Here is a 16,464-nt window from a genome sequence, read left to right on the forward strand (position 1 = left end):
AGGAACGTGATGAGCAGTCTGGTGGGGCCTGATGAAGATGACGATCTGGCCCAGGGCAAGCCACCTGTTCCCGAAGATGTCCAGGACGCCATCCGCACGCTGATCCGGTGGTCGGGTGACGATCCGGCGCGCGAGGGACTGCTTGATACGCCCAAGCGCGTGGCCCGTGCCTGGAAGGAATATTGTCTGGGCTATGGCGAGGATCCAGCAAGCCATCTGTCGCGCCAGTTCGAGGAAGTTGGTGGCTACGACGAGATCGTGCTGCTGAAGGACATTCCGTTCCAGAGCCATTGCGAGCATCACATGGCGCCGATCATCGGCAAGGCGGCCATCGCTTATCTCCCGCGGCACAAGGTCGTCGGCATTTCCAAGCTGGCGCGGGTCCTTCATGGGTTTGCGCGTCGCCTGCAGATTCAGGAGCGCCTGACCGCCGAAGTCGCGCAGTGCATCTGGGACAATCTCAAGCCGCATGGTGTGGCGGTGGTCATCGAGGCGAGCCACGCCTGCATGACCGCGCGCGGCGTGCGCACGCCTGGTGTTGGAATGGTGACGAGCCGGATGATGGGCACGTTCCTTGACGATACGCGAAGCCGCAAGGAAGTGCTCAGCCTGATGGGCTATTGAGGCAACCTAGCAAAGAAACATTACAAGTCGGTCGGTTGGTTGCACACAATCGCGGTTCTATCTTGCTTGTGTCACCGGAAAAAAGCCGGGACGTTTGCAGGAGACACAACATGAAGACGCTTGGCTTTGCAGGTCTTGCCGTTGCGCTGGGCTTCAGCGCTCCGGCGATGGGCATGGAGCACTCGACCGTCATCGAGCATGCTGCCGGCCCGATCACAGCCGATTACAGCGGAAAGACAAGGGTCGAGATGAAGCAGATCGGTTCGGCCGGCGGTGCCGGGCGGGCTTCCTCCTTGCGCTGCCAGTGGTCCGTATCGCTTTCGGTCGAGCGGCAGGCACGGGTTGGCGCAAAGATGCAGGCAAGTCGTTCGATGCTGCGCGATGACGTGCTTACGGGATCGTCGCCGGGCTGGTGCTCGGAGCGCGGCAATGGCATCGACCGCGTGATCGAGGCGCGCCGCGATGACTTGCGCAGTGCGATGATGGCCATGGTTGCGCAGGATCGCGAAGTGATCCTCGTTGAAGCAGAAGGAGCCCACGCCAGGCAGCGCGAGGGCTGAGGAGAAATGAGTACATGACCCGCATCCACACTCTGAATGGCCTGGCAGTTCTTGGCGTGATCGCTTCGGTGCAGGCGCCGCAAGCGCTGGCTCAATCGGTGGACGTGGGCGTGGAGGCAACTACGGACGAAGTCCGGCGCGGGCTCAGCTGGAGTGACGGAGAAATCTCCGCCTCGGCTGATGCCAGCGTCGGCTTTGCCGGGCTCGATGCCTCGGTGCGCATGGCGGCGCTGCGCAAGTCTGACCGCCATGCCAATGCCGATGTCGTCGGCGACGTGGCTATCGGCAAGGATTGGGAAGCCGGGGCGATCACCCTGCGGACGGAAGCTATCGGGCATTTCTTCGGCGGCGCGGATATCGGTGCCGACTACGGGGAAGTGGGCCTTGGTGCGCGTTATTCGATCGGACCGCTGCAAGTGCGGGCCGATGCGTTCTATGCGCCGAAACAGGACGCGATCGGCGGGGACAATCTCTATCTGAGAGGGTCAGCGAACTTCGGCGTGCCGGCGCTGCCGATCAGTCTTTCCGCATCAGTGGGATACACCACGGGGGACACGAAGGATCTTCGCTCGGCAAGGCTGCGTCCGGCCGGGGACTATGCAGACTGGAGGCTGGGCGTGGAATACAACCAGTTTCCGTTCACGATCGGGCTCGACTACGCTGGCACCGATATCGACACTTCGGGTGTCTCGGTTTCGCCCTTTGCCGATCTCAAGCACGCCGGTGACCGGGTGCTGGGAAGGGTCCGGCTTTCGTTCTGAGTGCATCGAACTCAAGGTTGCGTCCGCGCGAAGGCGGGGACCTCGGTGGTGTTACCAGCAGTTCAGCAAACCGGACGAGGCCCCCGCCTGCGCGGGGGCGCAAACAAAATCAGATGTTCTCGATCATGTGCTCGGCGGAGCTGACCTTGAAGTCGCCCGGAGCTTCGACGAACAGCTGCTCGACGACGCCATCGTTGACGACCATCGAGAAACGCTGGCCGCGCTTGCCGAGGCCGAAGCCCGAACCGTCCATGGTAAGGCCGAGCGCTTCGGCGAGGTCACCGTTGCCGTCTGCCAGCATGGTCACGTCGCTCGATCCCGAAGCGGCGCCCCAGGCCTTCATCACGAAGGGATCGTTGACGGCGGTGCAGGCGATCTCGTCGATGCCCTTCGCCTTCAGATCGGCGGCCTTTTCCACGTAGCCGGGGAGGTGCTTGGCCGAGCAGGTCGGGGTGAAGGCACCGGGGACGGAGAACAGCGCAACGCGCTTGCCCTTGAAGTAATCGGCTGACTGCACGGCTTCCGGACCTTCGGCAGTCGCCTTGACGATCTTGACGTCGGGCAGCTTGTCTCCAACAGCGATTGTCATCCCCATCTTCCTTTCGTTGCGCCGGGCGAGGGGGCCCGGACGAGTATGGCGGGTTGGATATAGGCGCGCTGCGGTGGTCTGCAACAGTCCGGCAGTGCGGTAATCCCGAATAGCGATATAAAGACATCTTTATATTAAGTTTGCAGAGTGGGGGCGGGCACGCTATGGGCCCTGCAGGAGCGCGCCGGTACCTTGGTCTGCCGCGCAGATGATTTTTCAGGAGAAAGCTTCGTGGCCAGCGTGCTTGACGCCAAGAACGACTACGTGATCGCCGATATCGGCCTTGCCGACTTCGGTCGCGCCGAAATCAAGATCGCCGAAACCGAAATGCCCGGTCTGATGGCCCTGCGCGAGGAATTCGGCGCATCGCAGCCGCTCAAGGGCGCGCGCATCACCGGATCGCTGCACATGACGATCCAGACTGCCGTGCTGATCGAGACGCTGGTCGCGCTGGGCGCCGAAGTGCGTTGGGCCACCTGCAATATCTTCTCCACGCAGGACCATGCTGCGGCTGCCATCGCCGCTGCCGGCATCCCGGTCTTCGCGATCAAGGGTGAAACCCTTGCGGAATACTGGGACTATGTCGGTTCGATCTTCGACTGGGGTGACGACCAGACTGCCAACATGATCCTCGACGACGGCGGTGATGCCACCATGTTCGCCCTGTGGGGCGCACGTGTCGAAGCTGGCGAGAAGCTGTTCGAGCCTTCGAACGCCGAGGAAATCGAGTTCGTCCGCGCGCTCAACGCTTTCCTCAAGAGGAAGCCCGGCTACCTCACGCAGTCGGTCAAGAACATCAAGGGCGTTTCGGAAGAGACGACCACGGGCGTCCACCGCCTGTATCAGATCGCCAAGGACGGCAAGCTGCCTTTCCCGGCGATCAACGTGAACGACAGCGTTACCAAGTCGAAGTTCGACAACCTGTATGGCTGCAAGGAATCGCTGGTCGACGCCATCCGTCGCGCCACCGACGTGATGCTGGCCGGCAAGGTCGCCTGCGTTGCCGGCTTCGGCGACGTCGGCAAGGGCTCGGCCGCATCGCTGCGCCAGGGCGGCGCGCGCGTGATGGTCACCGAAATCGATCCGATCTGCGCACTGCAGGCGGCGATGGAAGGCTATGAAGTTGTCACCATGGAAGAAGCGGTCAAGCGCTGCGACATCTTCGTGACCGCGACCGGCAACGAGGACGTAATCACCGCCGAGCACATGAAGGCGATGAAGCCGATGTCCATCGTCTGCAACATCGGCCACTTCGACAGCGAGATTCAGATCGCTGCGCTCGACAACTACAACTGGACCGAAGTGAAGCCGGGCACCGACCTCGTCGAATTCCCCGATGGCAAGCAGATCATCATCCTTGCCAAGGGTCGCCTGGTAAACCTGGGCTGCGCCACCGGCCACCCGAGCTTCGTGATGAGCGCCAGCTTCACCAACCAGACGCTGGCCCAGATCGAGCTCTTCACCAAGGCCGAGAACTACAAGAACGAAGTCTACGTGCTGCCCAAGCACCTCGACGAGAAGGTTGCGGCGCTGCACCTCGAGAAGCTCGGCGTGCAGCTGACCAAGCTCAGCAAGAAGCAGGCTGATTACATTGGCGTGCCGGAAGCCGGGCCGTTCAAGCCGGACCACTATCGCTACTGATCGTGCGATAGCAGCCAGAACACCAGAGGGCGGCGCGGGAAACCACGCCGCCCTTTCGGTTCTTGGAATGAGTGATACCGGATCATCAGTATTGTAGTGCGCCGGATTGTAATTCTTGGGGGCAGGCCCTAGCGAGAGGACGATGCCGCTGCTCAACCAGACCATCATGGTGTTGATCGGATTGCTGCTTGCCGCCTGGACCGCAGGGGCAGGCTGGCTGGTGCTTGTTGCACGAGCGCGCGCGCGCAAGGGCGAGGCGGTGCATCGCCAGGCGCGCCGATTGGCGAGGATGGTCGATGAATCGCCCGCCCTGCCATTGCTGGTGCGCGCCGATGGCAGGATTGAAGGCCCTGCGCGGCTTGCCGGATGGTTCGGCTTCGAGACGATGCCCGGCTACCTGACCGAACTGGACGCAGAAGGTGCAGGCTTTGACGAGGTGCAGCTTTCGCAATTGAGCGACGCTGTGCGAAAGGCGCAAAAGACCGGCGCGTCCTTCAGGCTGGCGCTCACGCCCAAGGATGGCAAACGCAGCCTTTCGGCCCAGGGACACCTGGCCGACCCCCAGATCTCTCCGGGTGGTGCCGCCCTTGTCTGGTTTTTCGACTTCTCGGAAAGCCAGGAAGAGCTGGTCCGCCTGCGCAGCGAGACGACTGCGGCACGGGCGGATTTTGCCGGGCTTTCGGGCCTGATCGAGGCGGCTCCCTTGCCGATGTGGTTTCGCGGGCCGGACCTGCGCCTGCGTCTTGTCAACAGCGCCTATGTGAAAGCCGTTGGTGCTGCGAGCGCCGATGTGGTTATCGCTCAGGGCATCGAACTGATCGAACCTGTCGATGGTCTCTCCGCATCCCAGGTTGCCCGCCAGGCGCAGTCTCGCAAGGTGCCGATCGAGCGTTCGCTGCTGGCAACGATCAAGGGGCAGCGCCGCGCGGTGCGCGTCACGGACCTGCCGTTGGGCGAGGACGGGATCGCCGGATACGTCGTCGACATCGAGGAAATGGAGGAGCTGATCCGCCAGTTCCGCCGCTTCCGCGAAGCGCAGCGCGAAATGCTCGATACGCTCTCGGCGGGCATTGCCCAGTTTGACGAGAAGCGAAACCTGGTCTTCGCAAACCAGCCTTTCCTGCGCATATTCGGTGTGCCAAAGGCCTGGGTGGTGGACACACCGCCGTTCGACCGGGTCATTGACCGGATGCGAGATGCGGGCAGGTTGCCGGAAGTCCGCGATTTCCCCGAGTGGCGCCGCGAAAGGCAGGCCTGGTTCCTCGCCCGCGTGCCAATCGAGGAATCCTGGCACCTTTCCGGGGGGACTCATCTGCGCGTGGTCGGCCAGCCCATGCCGGATGGTGGGCTGCTGATGATCTTCGAGGATCGTACCGAACAACTGCAGCTCTCGGCGACGCGGGACACCCTGCTGCGGACGCGAACGGCAACTTTCGACAATCTGTTCGAATCGCTCGCCGTTTTTGCACCTGACGGCAAGCTGCAGCTGTGGAACCGAAGGTTTGCTGCAGATTGGGGGCTTGAGGAGGAGTTTCTCACCACCCATCCGCGGGTCGACGTTCTGCTTAACAGGCTGGCAACGCAACTTAAACGTCCCGCGCAGATTGGCACGATAGCGCAGGTTATCCAGGCGGCGACGCTGGAGCGCAAGCAGCGTTCCGGCCGGTTGACGCTTGCGGATGGACGCCATTTTGCCCTCGCTGGCGTGCCGCTTCCGGACGGGAACGGGATGCTCACGGTCCTGGACATCACCGACAGCCAGAAGGCCGAGGCGGCCCTGCTCGAACGCAATGCGGCGCTGGTCGAGGCCGACGCGGTGAAGACGCGGTTCATAGCGAACATGAGCTACGAATTCCGCACGCCCCTCACTTCGATCGGAGGCTTTGCCGAGCTTCTGCAAAGTGGCATCGCCGGGGATCTGACGCCCCAGCAGGACGAATATGTTTCGGCAATCCTCACTTCGGTCGCCCGGCTTGGCGAGCAGATCGAGAACGTGCTCGACCTTTCGCAGAGCGAGGCCGGAACGCTGCCGCTGGGACAGGAGCCGGTGGAGATATTCCCGTTGCTGACCGAAGTTGTCAGCGAACGCGGAGAGCGGATCACGGCTGCTGGCCTTGCCCTCGATCTGCGCGGCGACAAGAGCGCCGGAACCGTGATCGGCGATGCCCGCAGGTTGCGTCGGGCCTTTGGGCAACTGGTTGACAATGCCGTGGCCGCTACACCCGAGGGCGGCAGGATCCTTGTCGTTGCCTCCCGAAGCAAGGGGGGACCGCTCCAGGTGGTCGTGTCCGACAATGGCCGCGGCATGGAGCCTGCGGTCCTTGCCCGCGCTCTTGAGGGGCTGAAGCTCGATGCCGAAGGCAAGGCGGTGGAGCGCCGGCAGGGGCTCGGCCTGCCGCTGGTTCGCCAACTGGTGGAAGCGCATGGCGGAACACTGGAGCTTGTGTCCGAGCCCGGCCTTGGCACCAGCGCCATCGTGGTGCTGCCGTGATCTTCGAGTTGCCCGACCTGGACAGTTCGGCTGTTCTCGCCCGCGAGATCGCCGCGAAACTGCGCCCGGGCGATGTGATTGCCCTCTCTGGCGGCCTGGGCGCGGGAAAGACAACCTTGGCGCGATCAATCATTGCAGCACTGGGACACGCCGGAGAAGTGCCCAGTCCCAGCTTTGCCATCATCGAGCTTTATGATCCGCCGTCGGTGCGTCTGCCCCTGGTCCACGCAGACTTCTACCGTCTGGACGATCCGTCCGAGGCGGAAGAGATCGGTCTGGATGACTATCGCGAAGGCGCGGCGCTGCTCGCTGAATGGCCGGAAAATGCCGGGGGCTTCGCGCATGAGCCCGGATGCCTTTCGATCGTGCTGGAATCCACGGAAAACGGCAGGCGGGCCATTGTAACGCCGGGGCGCGATTGGATAGAGCGAGTACCATGGACCTGACTATTCCTTCGGGCGTCGACGCCTTCCTGAACAAGGCAGGCTGGATCGGCGCTACCGTCGAGCCACTGCCTGGCGATGCATCGTTCCGTCGTTACTTTCGTATTCGCCGATCAGCGGGCAATGCGATGCTGATGCACGCGCCGCCGCCCAACGAAGATCCCGAGCCGTTCCTTCGCGCTGCCAAGTGGCTCGATGCAAATGGCCTGCGCGCGCCCCATGTCCTCGCCGAGGATCCGGCGCAGGGCTTTGTCCTGCTGGAGGATTTCGGTGACGTGCGCATGCGCGAATACCTCGATGCCTGGCCGCAGGATGAGGAAGAGGTGTATCGCCATGCCATCGACGCCCTGCTGCAGCTGCGCAAGCTGCCTGCGGGGCCTTTCACGGGATATACGCTGGCCGAGTATCAGCGCGAGGCTCGCCTGTTCATCGAGTGGTACGTGCCTACCCAGTCCCTCTATGTCGATGGGCGGGGCTGGAACGCAGCCTGGGAAGAGGTCCTGTCGCACCTTCTTCCGCGTCAGCGCCCCGGGGTCACTGTCCTGCGCGATTATCACGCCGAGAACATCATGCTGCTCAACGGCCTGGATCGACAGGGGCTGCTGGACTTTCAGGATGCCCTGAACGGCCACCCGGCATACGATCTGGTATCGCTCCTTCAGGATGCGCGCAGGGATGTCTCGCCTGACCTCGAAGCCAGCATGCTGGACTACTACCTGCAGAAGACCGGCGAAGGCGACGATTTCCTCGCGGATTACGCCCGGCTTGGCGCGCAAAGGAATGCCAAGATCGTCGGCATCTTCGTGCGGCTTTGGAAGCGCGATGGCAAACCGCGCTACCTTGACTACATTCCTCGCGTCTGGGCTCTGCTGGAACGCGATCTCGCGCATCCGGCACTGGCTCCGGTTGCCGCCTGGTTCGATGCCAATATTCCGGCAGACCTGCGCGCCAGCATGGGCGGATCGTTTACAGTATGAGCAAGCCTCTTGTCAGCGACGTGGCCATGGTTCTTTCGGCGGGCCTTGGCAAAAGAATGCGCCCGCTTACGGCCACGCGGCCAAAGCCTCTGGTGCAGGTGGCGGGCAAGCCCTTGATCGACCATGCGCTGGACAAGCTTGAGGAAGCCGGCCTGGCCCGGGCCGTGGTCAACGTCCATTATCTTGCCGACGCGATGGAAGCGTATCTGGCGCAACGCAAAAGCCCGGCCATCGCCATTTCGGACGAGCGGGCGCAGCTGCTGGAAACCGGCGGGGGCATGGTCAAGGCATTGCCCTTGCTGGCGACCGATCCGTTCTTCTGCCTCAACTCCGACAATATCTGGCTCGACGGGCCGCGGAACGTCTTTGCCCACCTTTCGGATCATTGGGACGCCGAAAGGATGGATGCGTTGCTGCTGCTCGTGCCCCATGCGCGGGCGTTCAACTATCGCGGGAAGGGGGATTTCCACATGGATGCCCTCGGCCGGATATCGCGCCGTCGGACCGGTCGTGTGGCGCCTTTCATTTACAGCGGCATCCAGATTGTTTCGCACCGCCTGCTCCTTGACGCGCCGGAAGGTCCGTTCGGAACGATGGTGCTGTGGCAACGGGCCATTGAAGAGGGGCGGCTTTACGGATTGTCCCACCAGGGACTGTGGTATGAAGTGGGCGAACCCCAGATGATCGCCCCAACCGAGGCTGCGCTGAAGCGCGATTGACATGGCCGAGTTTTCCACCCGTCCGCGTGTCTGGTCCATCGCGGCGCACAGGGGTTTTGCCGACGCCTTGGTCGCCGGCCTGGTCCCTCGTTATCGCGAGGATCGGTTTGGCCTCGCGCGCCTGACGCTGCTGCTGCCAAGCCAACGCGCAATCCGCACGGTCACCGAAGCTTTCGTTAGGATAAGCGGGCAGGGACTGTTGCTGCCGCGCATGGCGGTAGTGGGCGACCTTGACCTCGACGAGACGCTGGGACCGTTGCTTGACCCGATCGGTGCCGGGGCGGGGATTCCCGATGCCGTGGACCCAGTACACCGGCTGCTCAAACTCTCCGCGCTGATCCGCGACGAACTGGGCAACGAAGCGCCCGGTGAAGCTGCCTTGCTGCGACAGGCCAGAAGCGTGGCACAGAGCATCGACCGGCTCCTCATTGAAGGGGTGCGTCCCGAGGACATGCTCGACGAAGGCATCCTTGGCCTCTCGTCGGAACTGTCGGAGCACTGGCGGGAAAGCACCAAGCTGTTCGCCACCGTATTCTTCAAGTGGAAGGACGAACTGGCGCGGCTGGGCAGGATCGATGCGCCCGAACGACGCAATCTGCTTTTGGCCCACGCGGCGCAGGTGTGGAGGGAAACCCCGCCTGCCCATCCCGTGATCGCTGCGGGCGTAACCTCGGCCTCGCCTGCGGTCGCGAATTTGCTTCGGGTGATTGCGGATCTTCCGGACGGCGGCGTCGTTCTGCCCGATCTTGATCTTGCGATGGATGTTTCGGTCTGGGACGCGCTCGGGTCTGCAGGCGGACCTGACGGCAAGGTATTTCAGCGCGGGGATGTCGTAACGCATCCGCAGTATCACCTGAAGCTTCTGCTGAACCGCATGGGGATCGGGCGAGGCGAGGTTGAGCCGTGGCACCGTTCTGGCCTTGCGCCTGCGCCGCCGGAACGCAGCCGCGCAATCTCGAATCTCTTCCTGCCGCCGGAAGCCAGTGCTGCTTGGGCTTCGCTCGAGGCGAGGGAGCGCCGTCTTTCCGGCGTTCGGATGATGGAGAGCGCCAACCCGGAGGAAGAAGCGCAGGCCATTGCCGTGTTGGTCCGCGAAGCTCTTGACGAGCCAGAGCGCCGCGTGGCGGTGATCACGCCGGACCGCAGTCTGGCGGCGCGGGTCGTGGCGCATCTTGGCCGCTGGAATATTGGCGCGGACGATACAGCCGGCCGGCCGTTGCCGCAGACGGCGGCAGGCAGGGTGATCCTTCAATTGGCCGAAGTCGTTGCCGAGCGGGCCGCACCTGTCCCGCTGCTTGCCTTGCTTGGCCACCCGCTGGTCTGCGCAGGCGAGGGAAGGGCGAAATGGCTCGAGCGGGTGCGACAGCTGGATCTGGCCCTGCGTGGCCCCCGACCCGGCCCCGGACTGGCTGCCATCCGGAGCAAGGCGAAGGAACATGAAAAGCGGTATCCGGGTCTTGCAGACTGGTGGTCGGTCGTCGAGGACCTGCTGTTTCCGCTGCTGTCGCTCGATGGCCACGTGTCGCTGGATGCGGCGCTGATAGCTCTGTCCGAAGTGGGAGAAGCGCTGTGCGGGCAGGGGCTGTGGGCACAGGCCGATGGGCGCTGTCTCGCGCAGTTCATCGAGACCTGGCGCGAAGCTGCTTCAGAGCATCCAGGCCTTTTGCCGCCCGAAGAACTGCCGGCACTGTTGCGCGATGCCATGGAGGAAGTCTCCGTCCGCCCGCCCTATGGGAAGCATCCGCGTCTGGCGATCTACGGCTTGCTCGAAGCGCGGATGAGCCGCGCCGATCTTGTCATCTGCGCTGGCCTGACCGAGGGCTCCTGGCCAGGTAGCCCGGCGACTGACCCGCTGCTGGCACCTGCCATCCTCCGCGCGTTGGGCATCCCGGGTGCCGATTTCCGCATCGGTCTTTCTGCGCACGACCTTGCTGCTGCATTGGGAGCGCCCGAAGTCGTGCTCAGCCATGCGCACCGCGATGCAACCGGTCCGGTCATTCCTTCGCGCTTCCTGCTGCGAATTCACGCAATGCTTGGCGAGCAGCTTCGGCGCGAGACGCGCGCGGTCAGCCTTGCCCAAGCGTTGGCCGATCCCGAACCGGAGCAGCCTCACCCCCGGCCGCACCCCATGCCCAGTGCGGAGCAGCGGCGCGTTCCGATTGCTGTTACGGCACTGGATCGGCTGCGCGGCGATCCGTACCAGTTCTATGCCTCGGCGATTCTTGGTCTGCGTAGCCTGGATCCGGTCGATGCCGATCCGACGCCTGCCTGGAAAGGCACCGCAGTTCACGATGTGCTGAAGGCATGGCACGATGGCGGCGGCCGTCCCGGCGAACTCGTGCCGCTTGCCGAACGCATGTTCGACGAGATGAGCGCCCACCCCTTCATGCGGGCGATGTGGAAGCCGCGCCTGATCGATGCCTTGCTGTGGATCGAGGAGGAAACGGACCGCCTTGCCGGCGAAGGCCGCGACGTTCTGGCGATCGAGCGCAAGGGCGAGATCATGGTTGACGGCATCCGCATTCACGGCCGTGCAGATCGTATCGACAGGCTGGCCGACGGAACGCTGGCCGTAGTCGACTACAAGACCGGCACGCCGCCATCGGGCAAGATGGTCGCGCAAGGATACGCCCTTCAGCTTGGCCTCATTGGCATGATCGCCCGTGGCGGTGGCATGGAAGACGTCTCGGGCGAGCCAACGAAGTTCGAGTACTGGTCGCTTGGCCGGAACAAGGATCGCGGCTTTGGCTACATGAAATCTCCCGTCAAGGAAACGGCGCGGCAGACCGGCCTGTCGCTTGAAGACTTCCTGCCCGAAACCGAGCGTTTCCTGCGTGAAGCAATTGCGCGTTGGTTGCTCGGCAGCGAGCCGTTCACGGCGCGGCTCAATCCCGATCTTCCGGGCTACAGTGATTTTGACCAGCTGATGCGTCTCGACGAATGGCAGGGTCGCGAAGAGGAAAGCGGCCGGTGAGCAAGGTCTATCCACTCAGGGACAATCAGGCGCATGCGGTCCATCCGCAACGCACCGTCTGGCTATCTGCGTCCGCAGGGACCGGCAAGACGCAGGTCCTTTCCGCGCGCGTTCTGCGCCTGCTTCTGCAGGAGGGTGTCGAACCCGAGCAGATCCTTTGCCTGACTTTCACGAAGGCGGGTGCCGCCGAAATGGCGACGCGCGTCAACGAGGTTCTCGCCAGCTGGGTGCGTCTTCCCGAGATCGAGCTCGCCGCGCAGTTGAAGGCGATTGGCGCGCCGTTTGGACCCGAAACCGTGGCCCGCGCCCGCAGCCGCTTTGCCGCCGTGCTCGATTGCCCCGGCGGCGGCCTCAGGATCGAGACCATTCACGCCTTTTGCCAGTGGCTGCTTGCGTCTTTTCCCGTGGAGGCGGGCCTCCGACCGGGCAGCCGAGCCATGGAGGACCGCGACCGCGCCTTGCTGGTTCGGCAAGTGCTGGCCGAATTGCTGGTTTCGGCCGAACTTGAGGGCGACGAGGCATTGATCGACGGTCTTGCCTCGCTCTCGCGCCGGATGAGCGAGGATCAGGTGGAAGCCTTTCTGCTGCGTTGCGCCGGTGCACTGGATCTGTGGACAGGGCCGGGTGCATGGCAACCGCCACTGCGCCCGCGGATCAACCGCGTGATCGGGCTCGGCGAGAATGACGGGCCGGAGAGCCTTGCCGCCATGTGCGCCGATGATCGGTTCGATTGCGAGTCCGTCCGGCGCTGCATGGAGATGAACAGCGCCTGGGGCACCAAGAGTGGTACCGAAACGGCGAACACCCTTGGCGACTGGCTCGCTGCGGGCCCCGAAGGACGCCTGAACACCTTTGCCGCGCTGAAGAGCCAGTTTCTCACGGCCAAAGATGAAGCCAAGTCGACCACGAACATCGAAAAGAAGCAGCCCGGATATGCCGACTATGCCGCGCGGGTCATTGCCTGCGTCGAGGCAGTAAAGGCCCGCAAGGCACAGCTTGATCTTGCCGACCTGCTCGAGACAGCGCTTACCATCGGTCGCCGTTTTGCCCTGGCCTGGAGCGATGCCAAGGCGCGCGAGGGCTTCATCGATTTCGATGACCAGATCCGCACCGCCGCTGACCTTCTGACCAAGCGCACCAGCGCCGAATGGATCCGCTTCAAGCTCGATCGCCGCTTCGACCACATCCTTGTCGATGAAGCGCAGGACACAAATGCCTCGCAGTGGGAGATCGTGCTCGAAGGGCTGGTGTCCGACTTCTTCACCGGCGAAGGCCAGCGTGGGCCTGCCGTGCGCACGCTGTTCGTGGTGGGCGATTACAAGCAGGCCATCTTCGGTTTTCAGGGGACGAGTCCCGAGAACTTCGCGCAGGCGAGCCTTCGGGTCAGGGAGCAACTCGATCAGGTCGCGCAGATCCTCTCCGACCCGGACCGCAAGCTGCTCGAACTCGGGCTGGGCCAATCGTTTCGCACGTCAAGGCCGATCCTCGAATTCGTCGACCGTGCCATCGATCATCTGGGGTGGGATCGGCTGGGCCTTGATCGCAAGCCCGAGCGCCATGTCGGTCTGGATATCCCCGGCACGGTCGGCCTCTGGAAGATCGTCGGCGATGATGCGCCGGACGAGGAGGATGACGGTGGCGGGGGCGACCAGGGAGGGGGAGACGAGGGCGCCGAAAGCTGGCTCTCGCGCCCTGATCGCAAGCTGGCGGACCAGATCGCGCTGCAGGTGAAGGCGTGGATCGACAGCGGCTTCCCACTGGGCAAGGCTCAGCGCCATGCCGGTGCGGGCGACGTCATGGTCCTGGTGCGCAAGCGCAAGGAACTGGCGGGGCTGATCGTGGCACGTCTGCACGCGCGCGGCGTGCCAGTGGCGGGCGTGGACCGGCTGCGGCTTGGCGCTCCGCTTGCGGTGAAGGACCTGGTGGCCGCGCTGCGCTTTGCCGCGCAACCGCTGGATGACCTGAACCTGGCTGCGTTGCTGGTTTCTCCGCTGATCGGGTGGTCGCAGGAAGACCTGCTCGAACACGGCTATCGCAGGCAGGGCGTGCGGCTGTGGGACTGGCTGCGCCAGAACGAGGGGCCTGCGACTTTCGCAACGATGGAGCAATTGCGCAGCCTGCTTGCCCGGGCCGATTTCGATCCGCCGCAAGTGCTGCTGCATTGGTTGCTGGTGGGGCCTTGGGATGGCCGTCGCAGACTGGTCGCACGCCTTGGGCGTGAGGCCAACGATCCGATCGACGAACTGCTCAACGCAGCGATCGCGTTTTCCAGCGCCAATGTGCCCAGCCTGATCGGCTTCCTGCAGTGGTTCGACGCCGGGGAGGGTGAGCTCAAGCGCGAGGCAGGCAAGGCTGATGGCCTGGTGCGGGTGATGACCGTGCACGGATCGAAGGGGCTGCAGGCGCCGATCGTGATCCTCGCCGATGCTGCGGATGATCCGGACCTGTCTCCACCCCGCGGTCTTGAGCTCGTCGAAGACGTTCTGGGGTCCGTGCGCAAGGTCCCCCTGCCGTCGCTACGAAAGGAGGAGAAGGCACCCGCTGTTCTCGAGGCGGAGGCAGAAGCCAAGCGCGCCGAGCGCGAGGAGCATTGGCGTCTGCTCTATGTGGCGATGACGCGTGCCGAGGAAGCCCTGTTCATTGCAGGGGCGAAGGGCAAAAGGCGCAGGAAGGGGGCAGGTGACCTTCCCGAGGACAGCTGGTACGCACAACTCGAGCCGCTGTTCGAGGGCGATTGGCGCAGCGATCCGCTTTGGGGCGCGGTCAAGCAGATCGGCGGTCCTGCCAGCCTGAAAGGCCAGCCGGCCGAGCGATCCGGACGTTCTGCGCGGATTGAGGTCCCGGAGGTGTTGCGCGCTGCAGTCGGCCCCGAACCTCGCCCGCCGCGCCCGCTTGCACCTTCTTCGCTGGGAGAGGACGAAGCCCCGGATCCGCCAGCGCCGCCCGGTCCTCATGCCATGCTGGCGGCAAGACGCGGGACGCTTCTGCATCGCCTTATCGAGCGCCTTCCGGAACTTCCGGTCGAGCGGCGACAGGAGGCCGGTCTCGCCTGGCTTGCCCGGATGGCGAGCGATTTCGACAATTCGGACCACAGGGCCATGGTGGCGTATGCCATCGCGGTGATCGACCAACCGGGCTGGAACGACGTCTTCGGCCCGGATTCCCTGGCTGAAGTGCCGCTGGCAGCGGTCGTCGGAGGTCGGGTCGTGAGCGGCACGGTGGACCGCCTTATCATCTCCGACAACGGCATACGGATCGTGGATTTCAAGACAGCGCGCCGCCCTCCGGCCTCGCTCGAGGAGATTCCTGCGGCCTACATCCGCCAGATGGCCGCCTATGTTGCCGCGCTTGAAGCAATACACCCCGGCCTGCCGGTTGAAGCTGCGCTGCTCTATACCCACACGCCGCAATTGTTCGTTATTCCCGATGACCTGATCGCAGCGCAAAAGCTGCGCCTTGCCGGGGTTCAGGAATCCTTGTCCGGCTGATCTGTTGCACCGCGCGCGCGAGTGCCTAGATTGCCCTCAACCACACAGGAGTTTCACGCAATGTCGACCAAGGCCGTTTCCGACGCCACTTTTGCCTCCGAAGTTCTGGGCAGCAGCAAGCCCGTCCTCGTCGATTTCTGGGCGGATTGGTGTGGGCCGTGCAAGATGATCGCCCCCGCGCTTGAGGAGATTTCCGAGGAACTGGCCGACAAGGTCGAGATCGCCAAGGTCGACATCATGGAGAACACCGATACGGCCAGCCAGTTCGGCGTGCAGTCGATCCCGCTGCTGATCCTGTTCAAGGACGGTCAGCCGGTCGCCCAGAAGCTGGGTGCTGCGCCGAAGAGCCAGATCAAGGGATGGCTCGAAAGCGTTCTTTGATTTCGAAGCAATTGCCCCCGCGAAAGCGGGGGTTCTTGTATCAGGCCGGCATGCGCGAAAGACGCTCGGCCAGTTCGTCGAACAGCCTGGGACTTGCCGCGCCGATCAGCCCGGGTTCCAGATGGCGATCGACGCGGTAGGGCGAACCGTCAGGTCGCGCTGCCTTGCCGCCTGCCTCGTTCAGGAACAGCACGCCTGCGGCATGATCCCACGCCAGTGTCTTCTCGAACAGGGACACGTCATTCTGGCCAAGAGCTATGCGGGGATACTGCTCGGCGGCGCAACGGGGGATATCGACCAGCGTGTAGTGCGGCGCGATATGCTCCATCAGCGACGCGCGCTTGGACTTGTCGACAAAGACCAGCGAGATCGCGGCAATCGGCGTGTCATTGCCGCTGCCTCGCGCGGTCAGCTTCTCGCCGTTGACCCAAGCGCCCTGGCCGCGATGCGCGGTGCACAGACGGCCCGAGAGCGGGTCGTAGATCCAGCCTGCAACAGTTTCGCCGCCCTGCGCCAGGGCAACCAGGATACCGAACGGCGGCTTGCCGACCGCATAGTTGTTCGTCCCGTCGAGCGGGTCGATGATCCAGCACAGCTTGTCAGACAGGCGATCGAAGATTGCCAGATCAGCATGGGCCGCTTCCTCACCGACGATCGCCGCCTCGGGCAGGATCCTTGCCAGCCCTTCGGCCAGCATGATTTCGCTTTCGGTGTCGGCAATGGTGACGACATCGTCGACCGCCTTGTTGCTCACCTCTTCAATGGCCAGCCGCTGGTAGTGCTTCAGCAGCGTCTTTTCCGCAGTGTCCCGCATGA

General features: G+C 63.8%; 13 protein-coding genes. 11 read left to right on the top strand and 2 right to left on the bottom strand.

Annotated features, from left to right (window positions below; genetic code table 11):
- Positions 1-9: 9 nt before the first annotated feature.
- The 3 genes from folE to NJ75_RS05585 all read left to right on the top strand — a co-directional run bounded on the left by folE (position 10) and on the right by NJ75_RS05585 (position 1,945).
- Positions 10-624 carry a GTP cyclohydrolase I FolE gene (folE, locus tag NJ75_RS05575; protein ID WP_039332226.1) on the top strand — a complete coding sequence of 205 codons (615 nt, stop codon included), beginning with the start codon at positions 10-12 and terminating at the stop codon, positions 622-624.
- Positions 625-734: 110 nt separating this feature from the next.
- Positions 735-1,184: a hypothetical protein gene (locus tag NJ75_RS05580; protein ID WP_039332228.1), complete on the top strand. Its 450-nt coding sequence runs from the start codon at positions 735-737 to the stop codon at positions 1,182-1,184.
- Between the two features lie 14 nt (positions 1,185-1,198).
- Positions 1,199-1,945: a TorF family putative porin gene (locus NJ75_RS05585; protein WP_039332229.1), complete on the top strand. Its 747-nt coding sequence runs from the start codon at positions 1,199-1,201 to the stop codon at positions 1,943-1,945.
- Positions 1,946-2,054: 109 nt separating this feature from the next.
- Here the strand turns inward: NJ75_RS05585 and NJ75_RS05590 are convergent, their stop codons facing one another.
- Positions 2,055-2,534: a peroxiredoxin gene (locus NJ75_RS05590; RefSeq protein WP_039332231.1), complete on the bottom strand. Its 480-nt coding sequence runs from the start codon at positions 2,532-2,534 to the stop codon at positions 2,055-2,057.
- 231 nt (positions 2,535-2,765) lie between these two features.
- On the opposite strand from NJ75_RS05590, the gene ahcY reads away from it, so the two are divergent.
- The 8 genes from ahcY to trxA all read left to right on the top strand — a co-directional run bounded on the left by ahcY (position 2,766) and on the right by trxA (position 15,648).
- Complete coding sequence (gene ahcY / locus NJ75_RS05595; protein WP_039332440.1) at positions 2,766-4,175, top strand: adenosylhomocysteinase; 1,410 nt, start codon at positions 2,766-2,768, stop codon at positions 4,173-4,175.
- Between the two features lie 142 nt (positions 4,176-4,317).
- Positions 4,318-6,666, top strand: coding sequence for a sensor histidine kinase (locus NJ75_RS05600; RefSeq protein ID WP_039332233.1), 2,349 nt, complete (start codon positions 4,318-4,320; stop codon positions 6,664-6,666).
- Positions 6,663-7,112, top strand: a complete 450-nt coding sequence (gene tsaE, locus NJ75_RS05605; RefSeq protein WP_039332235.1) for a tRNA (adenosine(37)-N6)-threonylcarbamoyltransferase complex ATPase subunit type 1 TsaE — start codon at positions 6,663-6,665, stop codon at positions 7,110-7,112. Before NJ75_RS05600 ends, tsaE begins: the two co-directional genes overlap by 4 nt.
- Complete coding sequence (locus NJ75_RS05610) at positions 7,103-8,086, top strand: aminoglycoside phosphotransferase family protein (protein ID WP_039332236.1); 984 nt, start codon at positions 7,103-7,105, stop codon at positions 8,084-8,086. Before tsaE ends, NJ75_RS05610 begins: the two co-directional genes overlap by 10 nt.
- Positions 8,083-8,805, top strand: a complete 723-nt coding sequence (locus NJ75_RS05615) for a nucleotidyltransferase family protein (protein WP_039332237.1) — start codon at positions 8,083-8,085, stop codon at positions 8,803-8,805. The genes NJ75_RS05610 and NJ75_RS05615 overlap by 4 nt, the downstream gene beginning before the upstream one ends.
- Position 8,806: 1 nt before the next feature.
- The gene (locus NJ75_RS05620) at positions 8,807-11,779 is read left to right on the top strand and encodes a PD-(D/E)XK nuclease family protein (RefSeq protein ID WP_039332238.1); all 2,973 of its coding nucleotides are present in this window, start codon (positions 8,807-8,809) and stop codon (positions 11,777-11,779) included.
- Positions 11,746-15,267 carry a double-strand break repair helicase AddA gene (gene addA / locus NJ75_RS05625; RefSeq protein ID WP_039332239.1) on the top strand — a complete coding sequence of 1,174 codons (3,522 nt, stop codon included), beginning with the start codon at positions 11,746-11,748 and terminating at the stop codon, positions 15,265-15,267. The genes NJ75_RS05620 and addA overlap by 34 nt, the downstream gene beginning before the upstream one ends.
- Positions 15,268-15,327: 60 nt before the next feature.
- Positions 15,328-15,648 (top strand): thioredoxin, encoded by a 321-nt coding sequence (gene trxA / locus NJ75_RS05630; protein ID WP_039332242.1) that lies wholly within the window; start codon positions 15,328-15,330, stop codon positions 15,646-15,648.
- A 40-nt stretch (positions 15,649-15,688) separates the two neighbouring features.
- Here the strand turns inward: trxA and NJ75_RS05635 are convergent, their stop codons facing one another.
- Positions 15,689-16,462: an inositol monophosphatase family protein gene (locus NJ75_RS05635; protein WP_052242094.1), complete on the bottom strand. Its 774-nt coding sequence runs from the start codon at positions 16,460-16,462 to the stop codon at positions 15,689-15,691.
- Positions 16,463-16,464 lie beyond the last annotated feature (2 nt).

This window comes from Novosphingobium subterraneum (genome assembly GCF_000807925.1).
Taxonomy (GTDB): Bacteria; Pseudomonadota; Alphaproteobacteria; order Sphingomonadales; family Sphingomonadaceae; genus Novosphingobium; species Novosphingobium subterraneum.